Origin of the sequence: Marichromatium sp. AB31, assembly GCF_003718685.1 — a bacterium.
GTDB classification, from domain to species: Bacteria; Pseudomonadota; Gammaproteobacteria; order Chromatiales; family Chromatiaceae; genus Marichromatium; species Marichromatium gracile.
This window is the reverse complement of sequence record NZ_RHFI01000001.1, coordinates 407,051-430,780: the sequence shown is the minus strand read 5'-3', so window position 1 is coordinate 430,780 and position 23,730 is coordinate 407,051. Positions and strand designations below refer to the sequence as shown.

General features: G+C 65.8%; 16 protein-coding genes. 8 read left to right on the top strand and 8 right to left on the bottom strand.

The window, feature by feature from the left end; all coding sequences use genetic code 11:
• Positions 1–28 precede the first annotated feature (28 nt).
• The 8 genes from EBL84_RS01910 to EBL84_RS01875 all read right to left on the bottom strand — a co-directional run bounded on the left by EBL84_RS01910 (position 29) and on the right by EBL84_RS01875 (position 9,805).
• Positions 29–2,272: a glycosyltransferase gene (locus tag EBL84_RS01910; protein WP_148040253.1), complete on the bottom strand. Its 2,244-nt coding sequence runs from the start codon at positions 2,270–2,272 to the stop codon at positions 29–31.
• 7 nt (positions 2,273–2,279) lie between these two features.
• Complete coding sequence (locus tag EBL84_RS01905) at positions 2,280–3,464, bottom strand: glycosyl transferase (RefSeq protein WP_123139264.1); 1,185 nt, start codon at positions 3,462–3,464, stop codon at positions 2,280–2,282.
• Positions 3,461–4,495 carry a glycosyltransferase gene (locus EBL84_RS01900; RefSeq protein ID WP_123139263.1) on the bottom strand — a complete coding sequence of 345 codons (1,035 nt, stop codon included), beginning with the start codon at positions 4,493–4,495 and terminating at the stop codon, positions 3,461–3,463. The genes EBL84_RS01905 and EBL84_RS01900 overlap by 4 nt, the downstream gene beginning before the upstream one ends.
• A gap of 31 nt (positions 4,496–4,526) precedes the next feature.
• On the bottom strand, positions 4,527–5,741 hold the full coding sequence (locus EBL84_RS01895; protein ID WP_123139262.1) for a glycosyltransferase: 1,215 nt from the start codon (positions 5,739–5,741) through the stop codon (positions 4,527–4,529).
• A gap of 71 nt (positions 5,742–5,812) precedes the next feature.
• Positions 5,813–6,385 carry an acyltransferase gene (locus EBL84_RS01890; RefSeq protein WP_123139261.1) on the bottom strand — a complete coding sequence of 191 codons (573 nt, stop codon included), beginning with the start codon at positions 6,383–6,385 and terminating at the stop codon, positions 5,813–5,815.
• Entirely contained in the window at positions 6,372–7,499 is a 1,128-nt protein-coding gene (locus EBL84_RS01885) for a DegT/DnrJ/EryC1/StrS aminotransferase family protein (RefSeq protein ID WP_062274952.1), read from the bottom strand. Before EBL84_RS01885 ends, EBL84_RS01890 begins: the two co-directional genes overlap by 14 nt.
• Before the next feature lie 133 nt (positions 7,500–7,632).
• Positions 7,633–8,979, bottom strand: coding sequence for an ABC transporter ATP-binding protein (locus EBL84_RS01880; protein WP_062274950.1), 1,347 nt, complete (start codon positions 8,977–8,979; stop codon positions 7,633–7,635).
• Positions 8,969–9,805, bottom strand: a complete 837-nt coding sequence (locus tag EBL84_RS01875; RefSeq protein WP_123139260.1) for an ABC transporter permease — start codon at positions 9,803–9,805, stop codon at positions 8,969–8,971. The genes EBL84_RS01880 and EBL84_RS01875 overlap by 11 nt, the downstream gene beginning before the upstream one ends.
• Before the next feature lie 466 nt (positions 9,806–10,271).
• Between EBL84_RS01875 and EBL84_RS01870 the strand changes: the two genes are divergently transcribed.
• The 8 genes from EBL84_RS01870 to EBL84_RS01835 all read left to right on the top strand — a co-directional run bounded on the left by EBL84_RS01870 (position 10,272) and on the right by EBL84_RS01835 (position 23,331).
• Complete coding sequence (locus EBL84_RS01870; RefSeq protein WP_123139259.1) at positions 10,272–11,870, top strand: hypothetical protein; 1,599 nt, start codon at positions 10,272–10,274, stop codon at positions 11,868–11,870.
• Positions 11,871–12,136: 266 nt separating this feature from the next.
• Positions 12,137–13,285, top strand: a complete 1,149-nt coding sequence (locus tag EBL84_RS01865; protein ID WP_123139258.1) for a transposase — start codon at positions 12,137–12,139, stop codon at positions 13,283–13,285.
• A gap of 437 nt (positions 13,286–13,722) precedes the next feature.
• The gene (locus EBL84_RS01860) at positions 13,723–14,484 is read left to right on the top strand and encodes a conserved phage C-terminal domain-containing protein (protein ID WP_123139257.1); all 762 of its coding nucleotides are present in this window, start codon (positions 13,723–13,725) and stop codon (positions 14,482–14,484) included.
• Between the two features lie 456 nt (positions 14,485–14,940).
• A complete protein-coding gene (locus EBL84_RS01855; RefSeq protein WP_148040252.1) occupies positions 14,941–17,715 on the top strand; it encodes a hypothetical protein in 2,775 nt (924 codons plus the stop codon).
• Between the two features lie 152 nt (positions 17,716–17,867).
• On the top strand, positions 17,868–19,070 hold the full coding sequence (locus tag EBL84_RS01850; protein ID WP_123139255.1) for a trypsin-like serine protease: 1,203 nt from the start codon (positions 17,868–17,870) through the stop codon (positions 19,068–19,070).
• 189 nt (positions 19,071–19,259) lie between these two features.
• Positions 19,260–20,054: a SapC family protein gene (locus tag EBL84_RS01845; protein ID WP_123139254.1), complete on the top strand. Its 795-nt coding sequence runs from the start codon at positions 19,260–19,262 to the stop codon at positions 20,052–20,054.
• A 132-nt stretch (positions 20,055–20,186) separates the two neighbouring features.
• Positions 20,187–21,914, top strand: a complete 1,728-nt coding sequence (locus EBL84_RS01840; RefSeq protein ID WP_123139253.1) for a type I secretion system permease/ATPase — start codon at positions 20,187–20,189, stop codon at positions 21,912–21,914.
• Positions 21,915–21,993: 79 nt separating this feature from the next.
• Entirely contained in the window at positions 21,994–23,331 is a 1,338-nt protein-coding gene (locus EBL84_RS01835) for an HlyD family type I secretion periplasmic adaptor subunit (RefSeq protein ID WP_123139252.1), read from the top strand.
• Positions 23,332–23,730: the final 399 nt, after the last annotated feature.

Genomic DNA, 23,730 nt, shown 5'->3' with positions numbered 1-23,730 from the left:
CTTCACTTCCCAACAAGAGGCATGGCCGTCAACGCTCACACGAGCCCTTGAGCCTTTTCAAAAGCCGCAAGGTCTTCCCGAGCCCGCTCCTCAACCACGACGGTAGTCTCGGACTGCTCGCGACCTTGATGAGCGAATACTTGAAAAAGGCATACGCGGCCATTTTATAGGTCGACTGAGGGTTGATGTAGATGGCTTCTTTTGCCAGTTGTCTGGGCCCCGCCTCGAACAGGGCCTGTCCTCTTGCCACCGGCGCCACCGGAAGGAGCCTGTGGTAATCCGCCACCATCCCGTCCAGGGTGCGCGGCGGAGTCTGTTCGAGCCGGCCACGTACCCTGGAGAGAACCTCCCTGTCGTCATCGAGAGCGCGCATCAGTTCGACAACCGCCCCGGCATCCAGGTCACACAGAAAACCGGTTTCACCATGATCGATGCGATCGACAAAACTCCCCACTCGGGTGGCAACGACAGGTATGCCATAGTGCTGCAGCTCGCCAAGCGTGTAGGAAAAGGTTTCCGGGACCAGAGAACAGAGCAAGCCGACATGCGGGCGCAAGGCGGAAAGCTCGGCCTGAATCTCTCCCCGGGCATAGTGCTCGACGAGATGAACGCCGGGAATGCTGGAGAACACATGGCCGCTGACACCACAGCCGATCAGGTAGATGTCGGCGAACCGAGCCAGACGCGGCAGGACCTGCTCGAGCAGCCTCAAGCCCTTCGCCTCACTCAGTTTTCCCGGAATCACAACACGCAACCGCCCCGCATCCTCTCCCGCGAGCGATGGGCTGGGCGACAACCCCAAGCCGTGCGGAATGACATGGGCAGGCAGGGACTCGAGCTGAGGCATCTGGGTACGCCATCGCTCGAGCACGGAACGGACCGGCGTGACCAGCGTGACGGGGTTGTCCTGCAAGACCCCGACAAAGGCTGCGCGCAACGCCTCCCAGTCCTCCGGGGCACGACTGGTAAAGAATTGATGGCCAGGATTATCCTTCATGCACGCCCGAAGCCTTTCGCCATCACAGCGGGCGCAGACATCGTTGAACCGGGAATACAGCGCGATACAGAAAGGATAATGGTCATGAGCAACCAGCAAGGTCGGGAGGCCGGTGCGAAAGACATCGAGCGAGTGACCGATCAGCGAAGAGACGATAACGCCCTGGACCTGATACTCCGAGAGGATCTCGCGCAGAACGGCGCGATAATCCAGATTGGCCAGTGCCGTCTCCGTGATTGGCGTGGTCAGTGACCAGACACGGAGCGGCGGCATCGCACTGTAGCTGCTGTAAAGCTCGAGACGCTGCCCGAACTCACCCCAGGACCCGATCGACTTCAAGACCAGGTTGACGCGACTCGAATCACCGGCGATGAAATCATCCACCCAGTGACCGAGCCCGCCGCCCCAGCTATGAGCGATATGCAGCTGAACCGGCTGCGATGAACGGACTGCTGCGGAATCGATGGCTGGCGCATGCCCCTCGTCAAGCCTGGTGCGCAGCCATCCGAGCAGCTTGCTGGATTTCGACGCAGACTCGATGTAGGCCGAGAGCGCGCTTGACTCACCCAGGCCTCGCTGTTTCGCGGTCAGCAAATTCAGCGCGACCAAGCTGACGAGACCGGCGCGCTCGAGACAAACGACCGGGTCCAGGCCCCTGTCTGCCGCCCGTAGAGCGGACAGCCCTTGCGCGGTCAAGTAGCAGCACTGGGGGAACAGGATGGGAAGCTGTAGGTGTTGCGTTGCGCCGAGCGCCGCAACCAGCCGGTCGTTGTCCAGCCACGCGGTCATGGCGGCCGCATCGACCGCGCCCGTTGAACTCGATCCACGCGCGGAGAGACCAGCGCCGTCATCGAGGGGCGGCACCCCCATGCAAAGCGGAGAAATGCAGCCGATCAGGGCGTCGTCCTTGGCGATGGAGCGCAGCCGTGTATCCCACCCGGGCGGCACCAGGAAACCGGCGCCGACAACCATCACCTCGCTGACCGAGGCCGGCAGCGTGCTCAGGATGTCGGAGAGACCGTTGCTGACCTGCGGGTGGATCTCGATGCGATCATCCCGCGCGAGATCCAGGCCGACCCGGCTGGAAAGCTCGCTGCAAAACGCCTGCTCTTCCCGCTCGCTCATCCCCCGGCTAAACCCAGGCAGATAGAGTCGAATCCCGGTCGCGTAGGCAGTATTCGACAACAGCAGGCGCAGGCTCTCGACCAGACAGTCATCCCGCACCGTCAAGCCTGTTGTCGCAGGGCCCCCATCAAAGCAAAGCACGCGTTCCACGGTAGCATCAGCGCCGGAGCAACCGGGCACCTCGACTCACCAGACGGGCCAGCTTCCAGCTACGTGAATGCTTGATGCGACGCAGCTCATCGAGCGCCTCGCTCAACTGTGCCCGCAGCGCCTCGGCGGGAAGCTCGTCGAAGTCCGTTGGTGCCGGACCATTGACACGGAACCAGTCGTAATAGGACTGATGGAGGTCTGAGGTGTCGAATGGATCGGGGAAGGCGTCCTGCAGATCCTGACGGTTGCGATAGACGATCCTCTGCAGCTTGGTGATCGTCTCCCCGTTGCTGTAGCAGGCAAACTTGCACGGCAGCTTGCCGAGCGCGTCCTGACCGTTCTTGCGACACTCCTCGATATACCAGTCGCGCAGCTTGAAGAGCACCGGGCTGGATTTCCCGTAACGCTTCAGCATGGCCTCCTGGGCGCCGCTGTCGAACCCGGAGAAGTGATAGAAGCTCAAGGGCTGGCCATTGATCTCGATGCCGTTCTCGATCGACCCCGTTGCCTGTCGGTGGCTGATGTTCCAGGTTGCGACATTGTATTGAGGATCACGCAGAATCAGCACGTCCTCGAAGAAGCCGGGCGCCAGATCGACCCACCGCTGATCGGTGAACAGTCCGTTGGGGATATCGTCATAACAGAAGTCCACCAGCCGCGCCGCCCACCAGTCGAGAAAACGCCGTCCCTCGCTGCTGGCGGTGTTGACGCCGACGAACCCCAGATTGTAGATCCCGTGCTTCAGGGCACTGATCTCGTTGTCGAGAATCCCCTGCAGATCCTCCTCCGGGGCGGTCAGGTGAGGCGTCAGGGCGACGCTGTGCCCGGCAAGCTTGCCGCTGAGTTCATCCAGACCACCGAAAACAACCATGTCGGGGTCGAAATAGAAGACCTGCGCCGCATCATGCCGTCGTGCGATCTCCTGTGCCGCCAGGCCTTTCACTGCGGTGCAAAGCTCCACCACGCTGTGCTTGAACACCCAGGCATTGACATCGGCGACCGGCAGATCCTCGATCTGCAGCACACTATCGAACGGCTCCGCCGCCAGATCGAAACCGCTGGGCGGCGTGTCGCTGAGCATCAAGTGGAAACCAGCATCGGGGCAGACCCGCTTGATCGACGAAGCCAGCACACGAGCCTTCGGCAGATAGTTGCTCGTAATGCTGGTAAAGCAGTGAGGCGATGATTTCATTTTTTACGCAGAATCCTCGTATAACGCCAACTACGGCTGGCATGAATGGCGGCCAACTCCGCCTTGTGCGCGGCCAGGGCCGTCTCGCGCTCTGCCAGTTTGGCCTTCAGCAAGGCCACTTCTTGCTGGCGAGTGCTCGACTCCAGGTCGAGCGCATCACGCAGCAGGGCCACGTCAGCCTCGCGATCGCGCACGAAGCGCTCGACGCGTTGCTCACCCAGCTCCCGCCAATGGCGACGCAGATGGCGATGATTGCGGTGCATGGCTGCCAGCAGCGCGCGCGGGACACCGAAGCGCTCGCGGAGTATCCCTCGCTGCATGCGTTCGATCTCCGCGCCACCGCGCAGCGCGCCCGACAAAATCGTATTGGCGCCGTGAAGGCGATAATCGAACAGGGGCTCGTCGATCAGATAGGTGAATCGCTCCGGCGCCTCGAGCGCGGCCCGCAGCGCAAACTCCCAATCGACGACATAGCGATATTCCCTGAGACCGCCGATGCGATCCAGCAGCGCGCGCCTGAAAAAGAAGTTCGAGGTCGAGGCCGTATAGTTGCCGTACAGCAAGCCGGCCACGGGGCCATCGGCCCTCGCGTACTGACGGAACCCTTCGATCATCGTATTGAACCAGTGCCCGGGGTCGCTCACGACGCCCCCGTCCTGGTCGATCAGGCGCAAATCGCTGACCAGGAAGTCGTACCCCTCCCCCGCCACCGCGAGCAGACGCTCGAGACGATCCGGGTGATAGCGGTCGTCGGAATTCAGGATGGCGACCCACTCCCCGCGGGCCATCGACAGCCCGCGGTTGATCGTCGCATGCGAACCGGCGTTGTCCTGGCGCAGCAGCCGGGCGCGCGGATCATTGGCCAGGGCACGCTCGGCAACCGCCGCCGTGTCATCCGGCGAGCCGTCATCGATGACGATCAGCTCGAGGTCATCGAAGCTCTGCCGCAGCACACTGTCGATGGCCTCGGCGATGAACGCCTGATGACGGTAGGCCGGAATCACGACACTGACAGATGGGGTCTTGCTCATGATTCATCTCTGTTGAAAACGGCAGTCATCATCACTCATCCCCCTTTCGCCGCAAGCCGCTCACCCGCCGCACCAGCCGGCGCAGCGGTGCGGTCATGGTCCAGGATCGGGAGGACTGGATGTCCCGCAGTGCGGCCTCGGCCGAGGCATGTCGCGACTGGCTCAGGTCGAGCGCCTGGTTGACCGACGCCAGCTCGGCGCGCTGACGTGCGACAACATCCTGCAGCGTCTCGACGTCGCGCTGGAGCTGGTGACAGATGGCAACATGGCGCTGCCAGAAGAGATCCGTCTCGCCGGTGAGACGCAGATACGCGGAGAGTTCCGGGGCGCCCGCGGCCACGGGCTCGCCGGGCGCAAGCGCCCGATGAAGGATCTCCAGGGCCAGCGCGCGATGAGCCGGCGTCCCGATCGCCAGGGCGGTCCAGGCCAGGCGCAGGCGCGGCGACGGCTCGTCTTGCGGCTGCGCCGGATGCGGCAGCGGAGACACATGACCGTCGAGACCGTCGGTCAGATAGTGACGCAAGACCTGCAACCGCTCCCAGGGCTCGCGAGCAAGCACCTCGGGACGCGCGGCGCTGGCATTGCGCTCGCCGTCGAGGATGCGGAAGTCGACCAGCTGCGCATCGAGGATATGGATCTCGTAATGCGCGCAGAGCCGCACCCACATGTCCAGATCGGGCAACTGGGCCAGACGCGGGTCATAACAGCCGACATGGTCGTAGCATGAGCGCCGGATCAGGACCGAGGGGTGACACAGACAGTTTCCGGCATGAAAGAAGTGATCCAGCCATGCCTGACGAGAACGGTTCGCCTCCTCGAAGATCAGATAGTCCTTGTGTCCCGCGTCGGTGAAGGGCGCGCCGCGTTCGTCGATCAGGCGCGGCTTGGCAAACACCGCGCCGCACTCGGGGTGGCGCTCGAGAAACGCCACCTGAAGCGCCAGCTTGTCCGCTCGCCAGCGATCATCGGAGTTGAGCACGGCGATGAACTCGCCGCGCGCCCGCGCGATGGCATCGTTGACCGCGATGCAGGCCCCCTGATTGACAGCAAAACCGTGAAAGCGGATGCGTCGATCCGAGGCGGCAAGCTCGCGGAGGATATCGGCGGTGCCGTCATGGGAACCGTCGTCGGTGACGACCAGCTCCCAATCGGTGAAGGTCTGGGCCTGCACGCTCTCGATGCATTCACGCACAAAGGCGGCATGGTTATATGCAGCGACAACAACGCTGACTCGTGGACTACTCATGATCGATCCATCTCAGTACTCGGCGCCAAGGCCTGCCCCTATCCTGCCCGCGGCGGCCAGGACTCCATGTCCTATCGCGGCGCGTCCTCGCCAAGCAACGCCGCCTCCAGTCGCAGCAGCTCGCGCGAGCGCTCCTTGACGCGCCGCGCCGGGCGACCGGCATAGACGCCGAACGCCGCGCAGCGCTTGGTGACCAGACTGAGCGCGCCGACCGCCACGCCCTCCTCCAGCGTCACCCCGGGCAGGATCACGCTCCCGGCACCGACGATCGCATGCCGTCCGAGCCTCACCTCGCCGTGGGCAACGGCCCGATAGCAATCGGGCACCGTCGGATTGGTCAGCGCGGCGCCGGAGTAGTCATCGCTGCTCGAATACACCGACACCCGCGAGGACAGACCGCTGAAGTCCTCCAGACTGATCCGCGCCGCGCCGATCAGGGTACAGCCGACGGCAAGATGCACATGGCTGCCGATCTCGATGCCTCCGGCACCCGCCGACACCACGCAGAAGTCATCGATGCGCACCGCATCGCCCAGGGTGATGCGCGATGCGCCATAGAACACCGCACGCTCGGAGATCTCGACGTCACGACCGACGCCGGCGAACCCCAGCGCCTCGACCTCGGCACGCTCAAGCATCGCCATCGCCGGCCTCCCGCAAGACCGCGATCACGCGCGCCTGATCCTCCGCCTCGAGATCCGGGTAGAGCGGCAGACAGAGCACCTGTTCGGCCGCACGCACCGCGTTCGGCAACAGGTCGGGCTGCGCCGATGGCAGCCCCCGGTACATCGGGAACGCCGAGATCAGCGGATAGAAATAACGCCGGGCATGGATGTCTCGCGCCTTGAAGCGCTGGTACAGGGCATCGCGATCGATGGGGTATGCCGACTCCACCATGATCGGGAAATAGGCATGATTCGCCCCCTCCGGCACCGGGTCCGGGTGACAGCGCAGTCCGGGGATCTCGTCGATGGCCGCGCGATAGATCCGCGCCAGCTCCGCGCGACGCGCCAGCGCGGCATCGACGTGCTCGAGCTGCAACAGGCCGAGTGCCGCGCAGAACTCGTTCATCTTGCCGTTGATGCCGGGGGCCACCACCGTCACCTCGTCGACGAAGCCGAAATTCTTCAGCCGATCGATACGCTGCTTGGTGCGCGCGTCCGGGCAGATGATCGCCCCGCCCTCGAAGGTGTTGAAGACCTTGGTGGCGTGGAAGCTCAACACCGACAGGTCGCCATGATCCACCAGACTGCGCCCCCCCACCCTGGCCCCGAAGGCATGCGCGGCATCATAGATCACCCTCAGGTTGTAGGTGTCGGCGATGCGCTCGATCGCATCCAGATCGCACGGATGGCCATAGACGTGCACCGCCAGGATCGCCGTGGTCTGCGGCGTGATCGCCGCCTCGATGCGCGCCGGGTCCAGGTTCAGCGTCACCGGATCGACATCGACGAACACCGGCTTGATCCCGTTCCACAACAGCGAGTGCGCCGTCGCCACGAACGAGTAAGGCGTGGTGATCACCTCCCCGGTGATGCGCAGCGCCTGCAGGGCCGTGATCAGCGCCAGCGTGCCGTTGGCGAACAGCGCCAGATGCTCGACCCCCAGGTACTCGCCCAGCGCGGCCTCGAAGCGCGCGTGGAAGGGACCTGCGTTGGTCAGCATCCGCGCATCCCAGATCTGCTCCAGATAGGGCATGAACTCCCGCAGCGGCGGAAGGGCGGGTTGCGTCACATAGAGGGGTCTGGAGGAGGACATGAGTGCCGATCAGCAGAGGTTAACGGAGAGATCCCGATGTCTCGCAGACGCTGCGGGCGCGCACCAGAGGCCGTCGGCAAGCGGGGCCGCGGCGACCGACGCGCGGTCGCGGCGACAGCCCCGGACAGCGCCCCTACGCCTCGCCCTCGAGCGTGCGGTGTGCCACCTCGTTCTGCCAGTGACAGGCGGCATGCAGCGGCAGGGTCTCCCCCCGCACCACCTTGAACGCCAGCGCGATGGGCACGAAGTCACACACATCGACCTGAGCGATCTCGAGATTCTCCGGGATCGACAGCATCGCGGCGATCGAGTAATCCCCCTCGCGCAAGCGCACGGTAAAGCGCCAATCCGTCTGCACCACCTGGCCGGCGCGCAGATCGGTGATGGGGCGCGACTCGATCTCGGTGTCGGAGTAGATGATGTCATACCCCGTGCGATCGCGCACATGGTAGGCCATGCCGGCCAGCGCGATCGCCTGATTGGCGCGAAACAGCATGCGCAGCACCACCGTCTGGCCGAACTCGACGCACTCCAGCGGCTGGCCGTCGAGATCCGTCAGCCGCACATCGAGAAACTCCGCCTGACCGTTGCGGATGCGCTGAAAGTCCGCGCGCCGCGCGAACTCGGCCTGCGCCTCGAGATCCGCGGGATCGAACAGATCCTGCGCGGGCAGCTCGGGCGAGGCGGCCTCCGGCGCCGGTCTGGCGGCGCGCTCCGCCTGTACGCGCGCGCTGTAATAGGCCTCCACCACCCCGGCGGTCTCGCCCAGCGCCACCGGCTGCCCCCGGTCGAGATAGAGCGCGCGCTGGCACACCGACTTGACCGCGCCCACATCGTGGCTGACGAACAGCAGGCTGACCCCGTCGTCGATCAACCGCTGGATGTGCGCCATGCACTTGGCCTGGAAATACATGTCGCCGACGGCCAGGGCCTCGTCGACCACCAGCACGTCGGCATCGACGTTCACCGCCACCGCAAAGGCCAGACGAACGTACATCCCGCTCGAGTAGGTCTTCACCGGCTGGTCGATGAAGGCGCCGATATCGGCGAAAGCGGCGATGCGCTCGAAACGCGCGTCGACCTCCGCCTGCGTCAGCCCCAGCACGCTGCCGTTGAGATACACGTTCTCGCGCCCGGTGAACTCCGGGTTGAACCCCGCGCCCAGCTCCAGCAGCGCGGCGATCCGCCCCCCGGTCTCCACCCGCCCGGTGGTCGGCGCCAGGGTGCCGCAGAGCATCTGCAGCAGCGTCGACTTGCCCGAGCCGTTGCGCCCGATGACCCCGAGCGTCTCCCCCCGGCGCAGCTCCAGCGACACCTCGCGCAGCGCCCAGAACTCGCGATAATACTGCGGCGGCGGCTGCCCCCGCAGCCCGCGCCAGCGCGCCACAACCGACTGCTTGAGCCGGTCCTCCGGGCGCTCGTACACCCGATAGCACTTACCCAGCCCCTCGGCACGGATCATCATCGGCTCAGACGACATCGGCAAACCCTCGGCGCGCCCGCTGGAACCACCAGAAACCGCCCCAGGCCACCATCACGCTGATGACCGAATAGACCAGCAGACCGCCCCAGTGCGGCAACTGACCAAACAGCAACACCCGCCGGCTCTCCTCGATCACCAGCGTGAGCGGGTTGAGATACAGCAGCGTCTGCCCCAGCTCGGGCAGCGCCGAGAGCGGATAGAAGGTCGGCGACAGAAACAGCATCACCGTGGTCAGCAGACCGATGCTCTGCCCGATGTCGCGCAGATAGACCCCGGTCGCGGCCAGGAACCAGCCGCACCCGAGCGTCACCAGCAACAGCGGAGCGACCACCACCGGCAACAGCAGCGCGGTCCAGGGCAGCGACTGCGTCAGCAACCACTGCCCCGCCAGCAGCACCACCAGACTGATGCCCATGTGGAAGAGCGCCGAGCCCAGCGCCACCCAGGGCAGCACCTCCAGCGGAAACACCACACGCTTCACATAACTGACATTGTCCAGGATCAGCCGCGGCGCGCGATTGGCCACCTCGGAGAACAGCGCATGCACGATCAGCCCGGCGAACAGCACCAGACCGAAGGCCGCATGCCCGTCCTCCACCGGACCGCCCCAACGCGCCTTGAACACCACCGAGAACACGAAGCTGTAGACCAGCAGCATCAGCACCGGGTTGAGCACCGACCAGGCCAGCCCCAGCCACGAGCCGCGGTAGCGACTGCTGATGTCGCGCCGGACCAACTGGAGGACCAGCCCCCGGTTGCGCCACAAACTCGCCGGCAGGGCCGACGGCGCGGTGGTGGATAGATCGGAGTACGGAGAGTCCATCGGCAGCTTTGGGAGGTCGGGTGAGCGGGTGACGGCGGGCCGCGCGGGACACGCCAGGGCAAGTCAAGGGATTCAGTGTAGCGATCCGGGGCGGGCGGGACAATCTTGCGCACCACCAGCGGTCGTCCCGCGTGATGCTAAAAAGAGACACGTTTCAATATAGTGTCAGCCGCGCACTTTAAGGCTTGTTTTATGGAAAAACTTGAGTAGAATTTAGCCGTGCTCGTATCCAATGTTGCTTTTTGGGGACACCAAGATGAGTTCCTGGTACAGGTCGGCACAGCGGAGTCGGGCGCACCAAAGCCTGTTGGCGCCACCGCCCGCGCTGATCCGCTCTGGTACAGCAACTCGACGGCCGAGTGCTTGCGCCATGGCGTGAGTTGCTGATAGCGTCAGGCTGCGTTAGCCTAGCCGAGTTTCGGGCTCACCCACCACCCTAACATCCCACCGTAAAGGACTAAAACTCATGGCTCTCCAGACCTTCGATCAAGAATACTATCTGCAGCAGAACCCCGACGTCCTCCAGGCCATCCTGCAGGGTGCCTTCACCAGTGCCGAGCAGCACTACACCCTCTACGGCGAGGCCGAGGGTCGTCAGCCCAACCCCTACTTCGAGCCGACCGGCTACTACACCCAGAACCCGGACGTGCTCGCCGCCGTGCAGGCCGGCAGCTTCTCCAGCGCGCTGCAGCACTATGAGCTGTACGGTGCCACCGAGGGCCGTCAGCCCGGCGCCGACACCTTCAACGAGGCCACCTACCTCGCGGACAACCCCGATGTCCAGGCCGCCGTCGACGCCGGCACCTTCACCAGCGGTTACCAGCACTTCGTGCTCTTTGGTGCGGCTGAGGGGCGTGCCTCGGGTGGGTCTGAGAGCCCGTCGACTGGGGAGACGTTTACGCTCACTACCGAAGCGGGCGAGATCATCACGGGTACGGCCGGTGATGATACGTTTAATGCGCTTGTCGGTACCGGCGCCACGCTTAATGCATTTGACGCTATTGATGGTCGCGGGGGCAACGACACCGCCAACATCGTTGCTGACGCGTCGGTGACAGCAGCCCAACTGGGGCAGTTCAGCAACGTTGAGACGTATGTCATCAAACAAAGCGGCACGCAGGCCAGCACCGACGTATCCGGTATTTCTAGCCTCAAGTCTCTTGATGTTCAGGGCATCATTACACAGGCTGCACAGTTTACAGTTGGCGAAGGTGTAACCATCAAGCTTGCGGCGGACGCTACCGATAACGACATCGATGTGATTGCTGCTAAGGACGTAACCGCGCTCAACATTATCAGCGGCGACACTGACACGGACGCTGTGGTCACCAGTGAGACCAATGCCAGCGTTAAGACCGTGACAGTATCTGGTGAAACCTCTGGTACTGTTGCAGTCACGGCGACGGCTTCGACCGAAACGCTTAACCTTGACCTGTCTGAGGATGTCGCGCTTACGGTAGCAGGCGGTGCTTTGGAAACGCTGAACATGTCGGCTTCGACCGGCGACATCAGCGTTACGCTTCTGGCGAACATCACCTCTGTCACCGGCGGTTCGGGTAGTGACACGATTACTGATAAGACTGGCGCTTCCACGCTGGCCACAGATCTTGGCGCTGGCAACGATACCTTTGTGATCGCTGCCGGTGATGCAACGGAAACCGTCAGCATTACACTTGGCGCGGGTAACGACACGGTTGATGTCAATGCTCTTGCCAATGCGGACGCAGATGCGCTTGCTGATACCATGATCACGATCACGGACTTCTCAGCTGCGAATGATGTGCTTGATCTGTCTGGTCTTGATGGTGGTGGCACCGCAGTGTACAACTCGCTGAATAATACGCAGCTTGGCAATATTGCTGCTGAAGATAATCTTGAGGATGCTGCAGCAGCAGCTGAGGCACTCCTCGGCGGCGCTGATGGCTTCACTGCCTTCAACTACGGCGGCAATGCGTACATCCTGAAGGGTGACGGCAATGGTGGTCTCGACGATGCCGATGGCATCATCCAACTGACTGGTGTGAGCCTCGACAACTTCGACGGCTCTAACTTCATCACCGCCTAATCCATCCATCTTGGATCACACTATTGGACCGGCCCTTCGGGGCCGGTTCTTCTTTTTCAGGCGGAAGAAAAGGGAAGAAGGGAAAAAAAGGACACCCGGGAAGAAAAGGACACCCACTTACCTTTGACTTCCCTCCCCGCCTCTCCTACCTTCCCTTCATCACCCCTCGCGGAGAGACCTCATGGAAGAAAAGGACACCCACTTACCTTTGACTTCCCTCCCCACCTCTCCTACCTTCCCTTCATCACCCCTCGCGGAGAGACCTCATGACTCGTCCCCGCGCCTCGCTCGTCTCACTCTCTGATACGCTTTGGTACCACCTCGTCACGCGCTGCGTGCGGCGGGCCTATCTCTGTGGCTTCGATCGGTTGACCGGACGGAGCTTCGAGCATCGGCGCGGCTGGGTGGAGTTGCGGTTGCGTCAGCTCGCCGGGGTGTTCGCGATCGATGTCGCGGCCTATGCGGTGATGAGTAATCACGTGCATCTGGTGGTGCGGCTCGATGCGGAGCGTGCTTCTCAGTGGTCGGATGAGGAGGTGTTACGGCGCTGGCGATCTCTGTTCCGCGGGCCGGTGGTGGTGGAGCGCTTCCTGTCGCCTGCGACGCGGGCGGGGATGACCGAGGCGGAGCTGGATGGTGTCGCGGGGCTGGTCGCGACCTATCGGGCGCGGCTGGTGGATCTCTCGTGGTTCATGCGGGTGCTCAACGAATCGATCGCGCGGGCGGCGAATCGGGAGGATGGGGTGCGGGGGCGGTTTTGGGAGGGACGCTTCCGTTCGCAGGCGATCCTCGACGAGACGGCGCTGCTGGCGGTGATGGCCTATGTCGATCTCAACCCGATCCGCGCCGGGATCGCGGAGACGCCGGAGGCGAGCGCGCACACCGGGATCGCGGCGCGGATCGCCGACTTGCAAGGGGATGGGGGTGAAGCAGAAGCGGCACCACAGCCCCGGCAAGGCTCATCGCATCCACCGCCCACCCCAGCGACAGCATCGACGCCGCCAGAGACCGAGGATACGGAGCCCACGGCAGACGCACGTCGCGCTGAATTCTGGGAAGCCGCCCTCAACCGTCTGCCACCTGCCCCACTGATGCCATTCGGCAACCCCGCCGAATGCCCCGCCACCATCCCCTTCACCTTCGACAATTACCTGATCCTGGTCGACTCGCTCGGGCGCGCCCTGCATCCACGCAAGCGTGGCGCGATCCCGGCGGAGTTGCCCGACATCCTCGCCCGACTCGGCATCGCGCCGGAGCGCTTCGTCGAGCACGCGGGTTTCCTGCTCAAGGGTTTCGGCGCGGCGATCGGTGCGCCTGAACGAATGACGGCGCTCGCCGCACAGCGGGAGTGTCGCTATCTGCGAGGCGTGCGACGCGCCAAGCAGTTCTTCACGGCTGCCGCCGCCACGGCCTGACATATCGATCGCCCATCAGCCGGGGTCGTTTCGTGGGCCCAGCCTGACCCCACCCTGGGTCCAACGCGCCCCAACCCCTGGGGTCAGGCTGGCCCCTGAACGGACGAATCCGAAGGCACGAATGATCGCTCCCCCGTGGCCCCCTCGGGGCGGGAGGATGAACGGGCGGAGATACGGCGAATGCGGGAGACGCCAAGGGTTGGCGCGGAGATGGGGAGGCTCGACAAGCCGGACTGGGCGAGGGTAGGATGGCCACCGTCGCGGGGGTGTTGACGCACCTGACCGCGTAAAGCCCCGACTGACACAGAGTCGAGCGCACCAGTGGCCGGCGGTATTCTAGCAAAGTCCCCCAGGGGCTGGCATGTGCCGTACTGCCCGTTCGCGATCCCTCTCAATCCAGTCGGTGGTCTCCGTTTCCGTATGCTGGAGATTGCCGAATGTCCATTCAGTTCGCTACCTCGCCGGTGGAGATCCTGGCCTGGCAGCGCCGCGTGCTGTCCGAGCCGAGGCTGAGCCATACCGCCAGCCGCATCGCCACCAGTCTGTCGCTGCACATCAATTCGCACTCCGGCGTCGCCTGGCCGTCGCTGCGTACGCTCGCGCGGGTGTCGAACACCTCCTACAGCTCGGTCAAGCGCGCCATCCGCCGCATGGTCGAGCTACAGCTGCTGCAGGTCGAGCGCGGCGATGCCAGACGGGCGAATCGTTATCGGGCGATCCTGCGGCGCGACCCACCCCGGCCCGCGCCGCAACGCGCGCCCGACCCTGCGCCCAGACAGCAGGCCGAGCCGCGTCCCGTCGATGACGCCGCCATCGCGCGGGTCGTCGCCCACCTCAACCGCGCGGCCAACGCCTGCTTCCCCGACGCGCCGGGCACCGCGACCTACCGCATCCTGCGCCGCGCGCTGCGACGACACGCCCCGGAGACGCTGTGCGCCGTGGTCGACCTGAAGACCGCCCAGTGGGGCCGCACCGAGCAGGCGCGTTATCTGCGCCCATCGACGCTGTTCACCCCGTCCCGGCTCGAGGGCTATCTCTCCGAGCTGCACCAGCGCGGACGACCGGCCTCGCCCCCTCCCCCACCGTCACCCGAGCCCCCGCGCGACCCCGACCGCACCACGCGCCCGCCGACCGCGCCGGGCAAGGTACGGCGCCATCTCGATGCGATGCGCCATATCCTCGGGCCGAGTCGCTCCTGAAAAGGACACCCACTTACCGGGCTAGGAGGGGCTACGTTTTGTACGAAAACCCTGCTGGAAAGAAGAAAGGGACACCCAGTTAACGGAAGGCTAGTAGAAAGGGACACCCAGTTACCCATGCGCGGATGCTGAAACGACATCACCCCCTTCCCCGGCGAGATCGCACCGCGCACTCGCCCTTGCGTGTCCAACACGCGCCCGAAACAGCGAACAGCACCTCAGGACGACAAGAAATCGTCCACAGTCATTCCCCATCGATCGACATCCGTCATCGGACGTGTTCGACTGGCTCCGGCACTTGCGCCTTTGTGACCGCCCCGATCGACAGGGGTTGGTCGACAACGGCGCATCGGCCCTCGAGCCCGGACGGCTCGATCTCCTCCCCGACCATCACGGCGGGGAGGATTGTCCCGAACCCCGGTGCGCACGATGACGCGCACGATGGAGAGATCGCAGATGGTTAGGTTTTTCGACGAAGACTTTTACTTGCGCAACAACCCGGATGTCGCGGCGAGCGTACAGGCCGGCACCTTCACCGCTGAGGAACATTTCGAGCAATACGGACGTTTCGAGGGACGCAACCCCAACGCCTTCGTCGATCTCGACTTCTATCTGCAGCAGAACCCGGATGTTGCCGAGGCGGTCGCCAATGGCAGCACCACCGCCTACGACCATTTCGTCACCTACGGCGCGCAGGAACAGCGCCAACCCTCGCCGCTGTTCGATCCAGCCTTCTATCTGGAGCAGAACCCGGATGTCGACAGCGCCGTGACGGCGGGCACGCTGACACCCTTCGCGCACTTCTTCGACCACGGCCAGGGCAACGGCGAGCTTCGCGCCCCCGCCCCCGGCATCGATCTGCAGGCCTATGCCCGGGCCAACCCCGATGTGCTGGCGCAGGCCGAGGCCGGACAGATCGGCATCGCCGAGCACCTGTTCACCTACGGCTTCGCGGAAGGGCGTGATCTCGGCAACGGTCTGAATCTCGCGGACTTCGCCAACGACCCCGAATTCCAGGCCGCGGTGGCCTCCGGCAATGCCGCGGCCGCGCTCGCGCGGGTCAACGAGGTCGCGCCCTTCCTGCCCGCGTTCACCCCGCCCGAGGGCTGGACACCTGCCGCCGACACCCCGATCCCGGTCGACTTCATCCCCACCGAGGGCGTCAGGCTAGAGGTCCCCCAGGGCATCGAGATCCCGGACGACATCGAGCTGCCCGACACCTTCGAACAACCCGGCTCGCCGGAGACCCCGGAGGAGCCCGGCAGCGGTGGCGGCACGCCTCCGCCCCCGACGTTCAGCGTCACCGAGAGCGGCACCTCGCCCAACATCTCCCTGACCTTCGCGGGATCGGCGACCGGTGACATCACCGTCACCGAGAACGCGGGCGCACTGACCTTCACCCGCGATGGTCACGAGGCCAGCACCAAGCCCGACCTCACCGACCTCGCCGCCGCCGGCATCACGGGGCCGCTGACGATGAGCGCGGCTACCTTCGCCGTGACCGGCCTGGCAGCCAAACTCGCCGCTGGCGCCACCAAGGTCGACGCCAGCGGCGCCACCGCGGCGCAGCTCACGGCGCTGTCGGACAATGCTGCCAAGCTCGTCGCCGACGGACTCAGCAACCTGACCCTGACCGACACCCAGAGCGCCACCGAGATCGGCAACCTGCTCGGCAAGGCCACGGACGCGCAGGTCACCGCCACCAACATGGACGGCACCGACCTCGCGGCGGTATCCACCAATATCGCCAAGGTCGCCACCAACGGCATCACCGGCACCCTGGCGCTCTCCACCACCGGGCTCGACGAGACCGACATCGACAACCTGCTCGGCACCCAGACGGCCGATGCCGCCACGGTCAACGTCGACGCCGCCAGCATGACCGCCCCCGAACTCGGTGCGCTCAACACCGGCATCGCCAAGGTCGATGCCATCACCAACCTCACCCTGACCGACACCCAGAGCGCCGCCGCGATCGGCAACCTGCTCGGCAAGGCCACGGACGCGCAGGTCACCGCCACCAACATGGACGGCACCGACCTCGCGGCGGTATCCACCAACATCGGCAATGTCGCCAACAACGGCATCACCGGCACCCTGGCGCTCTCCACCACCGGGCTCGACGAAACCGCTATAAGCAACCTGCTCGGCGCCAAGACGGCCGACGCTGCCACGGTCAACGTCGACGCCGCCAGCATGACCGCCCCCGAACTCGGTGCGCTCAACACCGGCATCGCCAAGGTCGATGCCATCACCAACCTCACCCTGACCGACACCCAGAGCGCCGCCGCGATCGGCAACCTGCTCGGCAAGGCCACGGACGCGCAGGTCACCGCCACCAACATGGACGGCACCGACCTCGCGGCGGTATCCACCAACATCGGCAATGTCGCCAACAACGGCATCACCGGCACCCTGGCGCTCTCCACCACCGGGCTCGACGAAACCGCTATAAGCAACCTGCTCGGCGCCAAGACGGCCGACGCTGCCACGGTCAACGTCAACACCGCCAGCGACAGCGGGATGACATCCGCGGAGCTGACCGCGGTCGCTCAGGGTCTCGCCAAGATCGACGCCCTCACCATCGACACCACACACCAGATGCAGGGGCAGGGGCAGGCAGCCGACATCAGCGGCCGGAGCTTCTCGCTGACCGGCACCGACACCACCACCGACTATCTGCAGCTGGGCACGACCTCGGGCGACGACACCATCACGCTGACCAACGCCACCACGACGAGCGCGAGCGTGATCGTACACGCCTCGACCGGCACCGACACCATCGCCTTCGGCACCGGCACCTTCTCCGTACTGTTCGACCACACCGCTGATGGCACCGGCGGCAACTCCATCACCGGGTTCGATGTCGGTGACGGCGGCGATGTGCTGGCCTTCAAAGACAATACCGATCTCGACCTCAGCGGCACGGCCAGCGAGACCTTCGCCAAGGGCAACATCGGCATCCCCAATCAGGTGTCGGGCAATGTCATCGTCGCCACCAACGCGATCACCGGGGCCAGCGACATCGAGACCATGCTGGCCAACCAGAGCGGAGTCACCGGCGGCGCCGTGGTGGTCGCCTACAACACCAGCACCACCCGGACGGAGGTGTACTTCGACAGCGATGGCGCCAACGACGGCAGCGGCGCCGAGGTCACCCTGCTGGGCGTGGTCGACATCACCCAGGCCGACGTCGCCAACCTGACCGCCTACAACTTCCACGTCATCTGACGACAGCCCGCGCCCGCGACGGCGCCCCGAGCTACGGGGCGCCGCGCACGATCCGGCCACCGAAGACGGCGACCGAGCTACACTCCCGAGATGAACCAGGCGCAAGCGCGCGTGGTCATATCGTCCATTCATCCCCGTAGCGAAGCCCCGCCATGGTCAGCACCGTCACCCGCGCGAACGATTCCACTCATCGAGCCGTCCCCGGCCTCGGCTACGACGGCGTGGTCAAGGTCAGCGCCGGCGGCTATTACGGCACCGGCGTACTGTTATCCGACGGGCAGGCGGTGCTCACCGCCGCGCACCTGTTCGATCCCGGCGTGACCTCGGCCAGCGTCACCTTCGAGACCACCGCCGGCAGCGAGACGCTGACGGCGAGCCGGGTGACGCTCCACCCCGACTACGACCCGGTCAACGGCAACCACGATCTGGCGCTGGTCTGGCTCGACCAGTCGGCCCCGGTCACCGCCGAGCGCTACGGGCTCTATCGCAGCCCCGACGAGATCGGGCAGGTGTTGACCCTGGTCGGCTACGGCACCCCCGGCACCGGCGCGAACGGGACCATCGATTCCTATTCCGGCGAGTCGTTGCGATTGATGGCGTTCAACACCTTCGATGCCGGGATCGAGACCCTGGACGCGCGCTTCGGTCGCATCCTCACCTGGGAGCCGGCCAGCGGCACCCAGCTGATCGCCGACTTCGACGACGGCAGCAGCCGACACGACGCGCTCGGTCAGCTGCTCGATCTCGACCATCTCGGCATCGGCGTGAACGAGGGGCTGATCTCGCCCGGCGACAGCGGCGGGCCGGCCTTCGTCGACGGGCGCGTCGCCGGGATCGCCAGCTATACCGCCAGCATCAACACCTGGCTCACCCAGCCCGATGTCGACAACCAGGTCAACAGCAGCTTCGGCGAGATCGCCTCCTGGCAGCGGGTGAGCCACTATCAGCAATGGATCGACCTGAGCCTGCGCGCCAATTACACCGACGCGCCGAGCAACGTGACCGAGGTCTCGCCGATGGTCCAGGAGGGCGACAGCGGTACCAGTCACGCCTATTTCCTGCTGGAGTTCAACGGCACCCGCAGCGGCCCCGAGGCCTGGCTGAGCGTCGACTACGCCACCCGCGACGGCACCGCCGTCGCCGGCCAGGACTATCTGCCGGTGAGCGAGACCCTGGTGCTCTATCCCGGCGAGGATCAGGCGGTGATCGCCGTCGAGGTGATCGGCGACACCACCCCGGAAGAGGCCGAGACCTTCTTTCTCGATGTCTTCAACCCGGTCGGCGCCGACTTCGGCGCCGGCGTCACCCAGCTGAGCGCCACGCGCATCATCGTCGACGACGACTGGTGGGGCTGAGGCCGCGCCGCCGCGCCGACCTGCAGCGATCGCACCATCCGCGTTATCATGATCGCCTGACTCGAACGCCCGTGCGCCAGGACCGACGCGCCGGTCGGCGACGCCCGGGATCGGCGCGTCCGATCCCCGCTCCAGCCGCGCCCTCGGCCACGCGCCACCCAGCCCCCATCTTCATCCGAGGTCGAATCCATGCCCAAGATCGCTGCCTTGTCACGCGAGCGCCACGCCGCTCGGCGCTGGAAACGCTATGACTCCTATGCCTTCGCCCGGGGCGCGGCGCTGGTCGATGTGGTGGCCGCCGAGCTGCCCAAGGCGACCATGAGCCTGCCGCTGGCCTTCGTCCGCCAGGGCGAAGGCTTCGCGCTGAGCGCGGTGCTGGGGCTCGCCCCCGGCCGCAACCTGTGCGTGACCCAGGAGGGCCGCTGGGTCGGCGGCGGCTACATCCCGGCGGCGCTGCGCGGCTACCCCTTCCGCCTGGTGCGCACCGAGGGCGACCAGCTGGTGCTGTGCATCGACGAGGACAGCGGCCTGCTCACCGACGACCCCGAGGACGAGGCGCTGTTCGACGACGAGGGCAAGCCCTCGGCGGCGATCACCAAGGTGCTCGAGTTCCTCCAGCAGGTCGAGACCAACCGCCAGACCACCGCACGCGCCTGCGCCGCGCTGGCCGAGGCCGGGGTGATCGCGCCCTGGCCGATCAAGGTCCAGGGCGACGAGGGTGAGCGCGAGATCGAGGGGTTGTTCCGCGTCGACGAGGCCGCGCTCAATCAGCTCGACGCCGAGACCCTCGCCGGGCTGCGCGCCAGTGGTGCGCTGTCGATGGCCTATTGCCAGCTGCTCTCGATGCAGCACCTGCAACGGCTCGGCCTGCTCGCCAAGGCCCACGCCCAACACGACGAGGCCGCGGCCAGGCAGGCGCGGGCGATGCTCGACCAGCCCGAGGAGGAGAGCTTCGAGTTCGACTGGGACGCGCTGACACGCTGATCCCGACACCGCCAACCGCTTGACCCGACAAGACGATCGCGCGCCGCCCGGCAGGTCCCCGCCGCGGTGGCGCGGACACGGGCGAGGCACGCCCTGTGCTAAAATTGCCCGTTGATCAATCGAGGAATCCCCATGGCCGAACTGCAGCCCGCGAAGACCCTCAAGGAAGCAATGGCGATCTGCCGCAGCTCCTTCTACGGTGCCGGTTTCTTCAGCCTGTTCATCAACTTGCTGATGCTGGTCCCGCCGCTGTACATGCTGCAGATCTACGACCGGGTGCTGGCCTCGTCGAGCGTCTCGACGCTGATGGCGCTGACCGTGCTGGTCGCCTTCCTGATGCTCACCATGGGGCTGCTCGAATGGGTGCGCTCGATGGTGCTGATCCGCGTCGGCGCCCGGCTCGACGGGGTGCTCAGCCAGCGGGTGTTCGACGCCACCATGGATGTCGCCGCGCGCCAGCCCGGCCAGGGCAGCGCCCAGCCGATCAGCGATCTCGGCGGCTTTCGCCAGTTCATGACCGGCAACGGGCTGTTCGGCTTCTTCGACGCGCCCTGGATCCCGGTCTACATGGTGGTCATCTTCATGTTCCACCCGCTGCTCGGGGTGATCGCGCTCGGCGGCGCGCTGATCCTCATCGCGCTGGCCTTCCTCAACGAGTTCCGCACCCGCAAGCCGCTGATGGCCGCCTCCAACCAGGCGATCCGCGAGCAGCACGTGCTCAACGCCAAGCTGCGCAACGTCGAGGTGATCGAGGCGCTGGGGATGCGTCCGCAGATCCAGCAGCGCTGGCACGACCACCACGCCCAGACCATCGGCTGGCAGGCGCGCGCGAGCGAGGAGGCGGCGCTGCTGATGGCCACCAGCAAGTCCTTCCGCATGTTCCTGCAGTCGCTGATCCTCGGCGCCGGCGCCTGGCTGGCGATCCAGCAGTCGATCACCCCCGGCGTGATGATCGCCGCCTCGATCATGATGGGCCGCGCGCTGGCCCCGGTCGACCAGATGATCGGCTCCTGGAAGGGCTTCGTGAACGCCCGCGCCAGCTATGGCCGGCTGCAGAAGCTGCTCACCGAGATCCCGCCGGGCAGCCGTCACATCAGCCTGCCGGCGCCGACCGGCGCGCTCCAGCTCGAGGGCGTGGTGGCCGCGCCCCCCGGCGCGCGCAAGCCGGTGCTGCGCGGGATCTCGCTGGAGATCGCCGCCGGCGACGTGGTCGGCATGATCGGCCCCTCGGCGGCGGGCAAGTCGACCCTGGCGCGGGTGATGCTCGGCATCTGGCCCCTGGCCTCGGGCGCGGTGCGGCTCGACGGCGCCGATCTGGCGCTCTACAACCGTGACGAGCTCGGTCCGCACATCGGCTATCTGCCGCAGGACGTCGAGCTGTTCGACGGCACCGTGGCCGAGAACATCGCCCGCTTCGGCGAGATCGAGGACACCGAGGTGGTGGCCGCGGCGCAACGCGCCGGGGTGCACGAGCTGATCGCGCAACTGCCCAACGGCTACGACACCCGGCTCGGCGGCGGCGGCGTGATGCTCTCCGGCGGTCAGCGCCAGCGCATCGGGCTCGCCCGCGCGCTCTACAAGAACCCCAAGCTGGTGATCCTCGACGAGCCCAACTCCAACCTCGACGACCGCGGCGAGGCGGCGCTGCTCGAGGCGATCGACAACCTGCGCGCCACCCACGCCACCGTGGTACTGATCTCGCATCGCCCGAGCGTGCTCAAGGCGGTCGACAAGGTACTGGTGATCAAGGACGGCCGCATCGAGGCCTATGGTCCGCGCCAGGAGGTGCTCTCGCGCGTGCTCAAGCCACGCTCGGTCCAGCCCGCGTCGCTGGACGCGGCCTCCAGCGCCAGCGCCTGATCCGAGAAACGACCGGCGCGGGCAGCCGCCCGCGCCATGCCCCGCTCTACCCCACCCTCCCACTGACAGGTGACCCGACGTGTCGCAAGCATCCGATTCGACCACCCAGGCCCCGCAGGCCCCGCAGGCCAGCATCCAGGATCAGCGCATACGCTGGTTCGGCATCAGTGTCATCCTCGTGATGTTCGGCGGCTTCGGGAGCTGGTCGGCGATGGCGATGCTCGACAGCGCCGCGGTGGCGCCGGGCGTGGTGACGGTGGAGTCCTACCGTCAGGCGGTGCAGCACCTCGAGGGCGGCATCGTCAGCGAACTGCTGATCACCGAGGGCGATCTGGTCGAGGCCGGCGACCTGCTGGTGCGGCTCGACGACACCCAGTTCTCCTCCCAGCTCGAAGCGGTACGCAGCGAGCTCGGCGCCCTGCTCGCGCTCGAGGCGCGACTGCAGGCCGAGCGCGATCGCAACGAGGCGATCGCCTTCCCCGAAGAGCTGATCGAACAGGCCGAGCACGACTCCCGGCTGCAGGAGTTCATGGAGACCCAGCATCAGGTCTTCATCGCCCGCCGCGACGACCTCGATGGCCGCGTCGGGGTGATGGAGCAGCGCATCGAGCAGCTGCGTGAGCAGGTCAACGGGTTCTCCGAGCAGGAGCGCAAGTTCGAGAAGCGCATGGCGCTCTACGAGGACGAGCTCAAGGGGCTGCGCGCACTCTACAAGGACGGCATGAGCGACAAGGTGCGGATGCTCGCGCTCGAGCGCGATCAGGCCGAGGTCGAGGGCGATCTCGCCGCGGTGCGCTCGCAGCGCGCCAGCGCCACGCTGCAGATCGACGAGACCCAGCTGCAGATCGACCAGGCGTGGCGCGAGTTCCTGCGCGACGTGGTCACCGAGCTGAGCTCGGCGCAGGAGCGCCTGTTCGACGCCCAGCAGCGCCACCGCGCGCTCGCCGACCGGGTGCGCCGCACCCAGATCCGCGCGCCGGTCTCGGGCAAGGTGGTGGGGCTGCAGGTGCACACCCTCGGCGCGGTGATCTCGCCCGGCGAGCGGGTGATGGACATCGTCCCCGACAATGACCTGCTGGTGATCGACGCCCAGGTCACGCCGCAGGACATCGACAAGGTGTTCCCGGGGCTGGAGGCACAGGTGCGCTTCACCGCCTTCAACTTCCGCACCACCCCGACCCTCACCGGGCAGGTGGTCACGGTCTCGGGCGACCGCCTGATCGACGAGCAGAACGGCCATCCCTACTTCCTCGCCCGCATCGAGATCCCCGAGGACCAGAGCCAGCGTCTCGGCGACCTCAAGCTGCTGCCGGGCATGCCCGCCGAGGCGATGATCGTCACCGGCGAGCGCACCTTCCTCGACTATCTGCTGCGCCCGCTCAAGGATGCCCTGGCGCGTTCGATGCGCGAGGAGTGACCCGCAGGGGAATCGACCGCGGGCCGCGGCGCCGGTGGTCGATCCCGTCTCGAGCATCCTCGTACCCGCGACAGGATAAGGCTCGCTCTGGCCGCTGTTCCTGCCTTTTGAGTATCGCCATCCTCTTGTGAAGGCCATCATCACGGTGCGCTCGACTCGGGGCTGCTCGCGATCGCTGTATGGCCGTGCCGACTGGCGTGGCAGTCGTTTTTTCATCCTCGCCGAGGGTGTGTGATCAAGGTCAGGGGCCGATTGCTGGCGTCGGGATGTGACCTCGTCCGCCGTTGGTGACCACCGGCGGCATTGTGCCGCTTCGAAATCCGTGTGCTCGTTGCGCCGGACGATGCCATGACACCTGCCCGGATTCCCGCCAACAGATAAAAACAACATCCATGTAGT

Coding starts and splice junctions, on each gene's coding strand:
- EBL84_RS01905 (WP_123139264.1), bottom strand. CDS start 3,464: ATGAAATCATCGCCTCACTGCTTTACCAGCATTACGAGCAACTATCTG.
- EBL84_RS01900 (WP_123139263.1), bottom strand. CDS start 4,495: ATGAGCAAGACCCCATCTGTCAGTGTCGTGATTCCGGCCTACCGTCAT.
- EBL84_RS01895 (WP_123139262.1), bottom strand. CDS start 5,741: ATGAGTAGTCCACGAGTCAGCGTTGTTGTCGCTGCATATAACCATGCC.
- EBL84_RS01890 (WP_123139261.1), bottom strand. CDS start 6,385: ATGGCGATGCTTGAGCGTGCCGAGGTCGAGGCGCTGGGGTTCGCCGGC.
- EBL84_RS01885 (WP_062274952.1), bottom strand. CDS start 7,499: ATGTCCTCCTCCAGACCCCTCTATGTGACGCAACCCGCCCTTCCGCCG.
- EBL84_RS01880 (WP_062274950.1), bottom strand. CDS start 8,979: ATGTCGTCTGAGCCGATGATGATCCGTGCCGAGGGGCTGGGTAAGTGC.
- EBL84_RS01875 (WP_123139260.1), bottom strand. CDS start 9,805: ATGGACTCTCCGTACTCCGATCTATCCACCACCGCGCCGTCGGCCCTG.
- EBL84_RS01870 (WP_123139259.1), top strand. CDS start 10,272: ATGGCTCTCCAGACCTTCGATCAAGAATACTATCTGCAGCAGAACCCC.
- EBL84_RS01865 (WP_123139258.1), top strand. CDS start 12,137: ATGACTCGTCCCCGCGCCTCGCTCGTCTCACTCTCTGATACGCTTTGG.
- EBL84_RS01860 (WP_123139257.1), top strand. CDS start 13,723: ATGTCCATTCAGTTCGCTACCTCGCCGGTGGAGATCCTGGCCTGGCAG.
- EBL84_RS01855 (WP_148040252.1), top strand. CDS start 14,941: ATGGTTAGGTTTTTCGACGAAGACTTTTACTTGCGCAACAACCCGGAT.
- EBL84_RS01850 (WP_123139255.1), top strand. CDS start 17,868: ATGGTCAGCACCGTCACCCGCGCGAACGATTCCACTCATCGAGCCGTC.
- EBL84_RS01845 (WP_123139254.1), top strand. CDS start 19,260: ATGCCCAAGATCGCTGCCTTGTCACGCGAGCGCCACGCCGCTCGGCGC.
- EBL84_RS01840 (WP_123139253.1), top strand. CDS start 20,187: ATGGCCGAACTGCAGCCCGCGAAGACCCTCAAGGAAGCAATGGCGATC.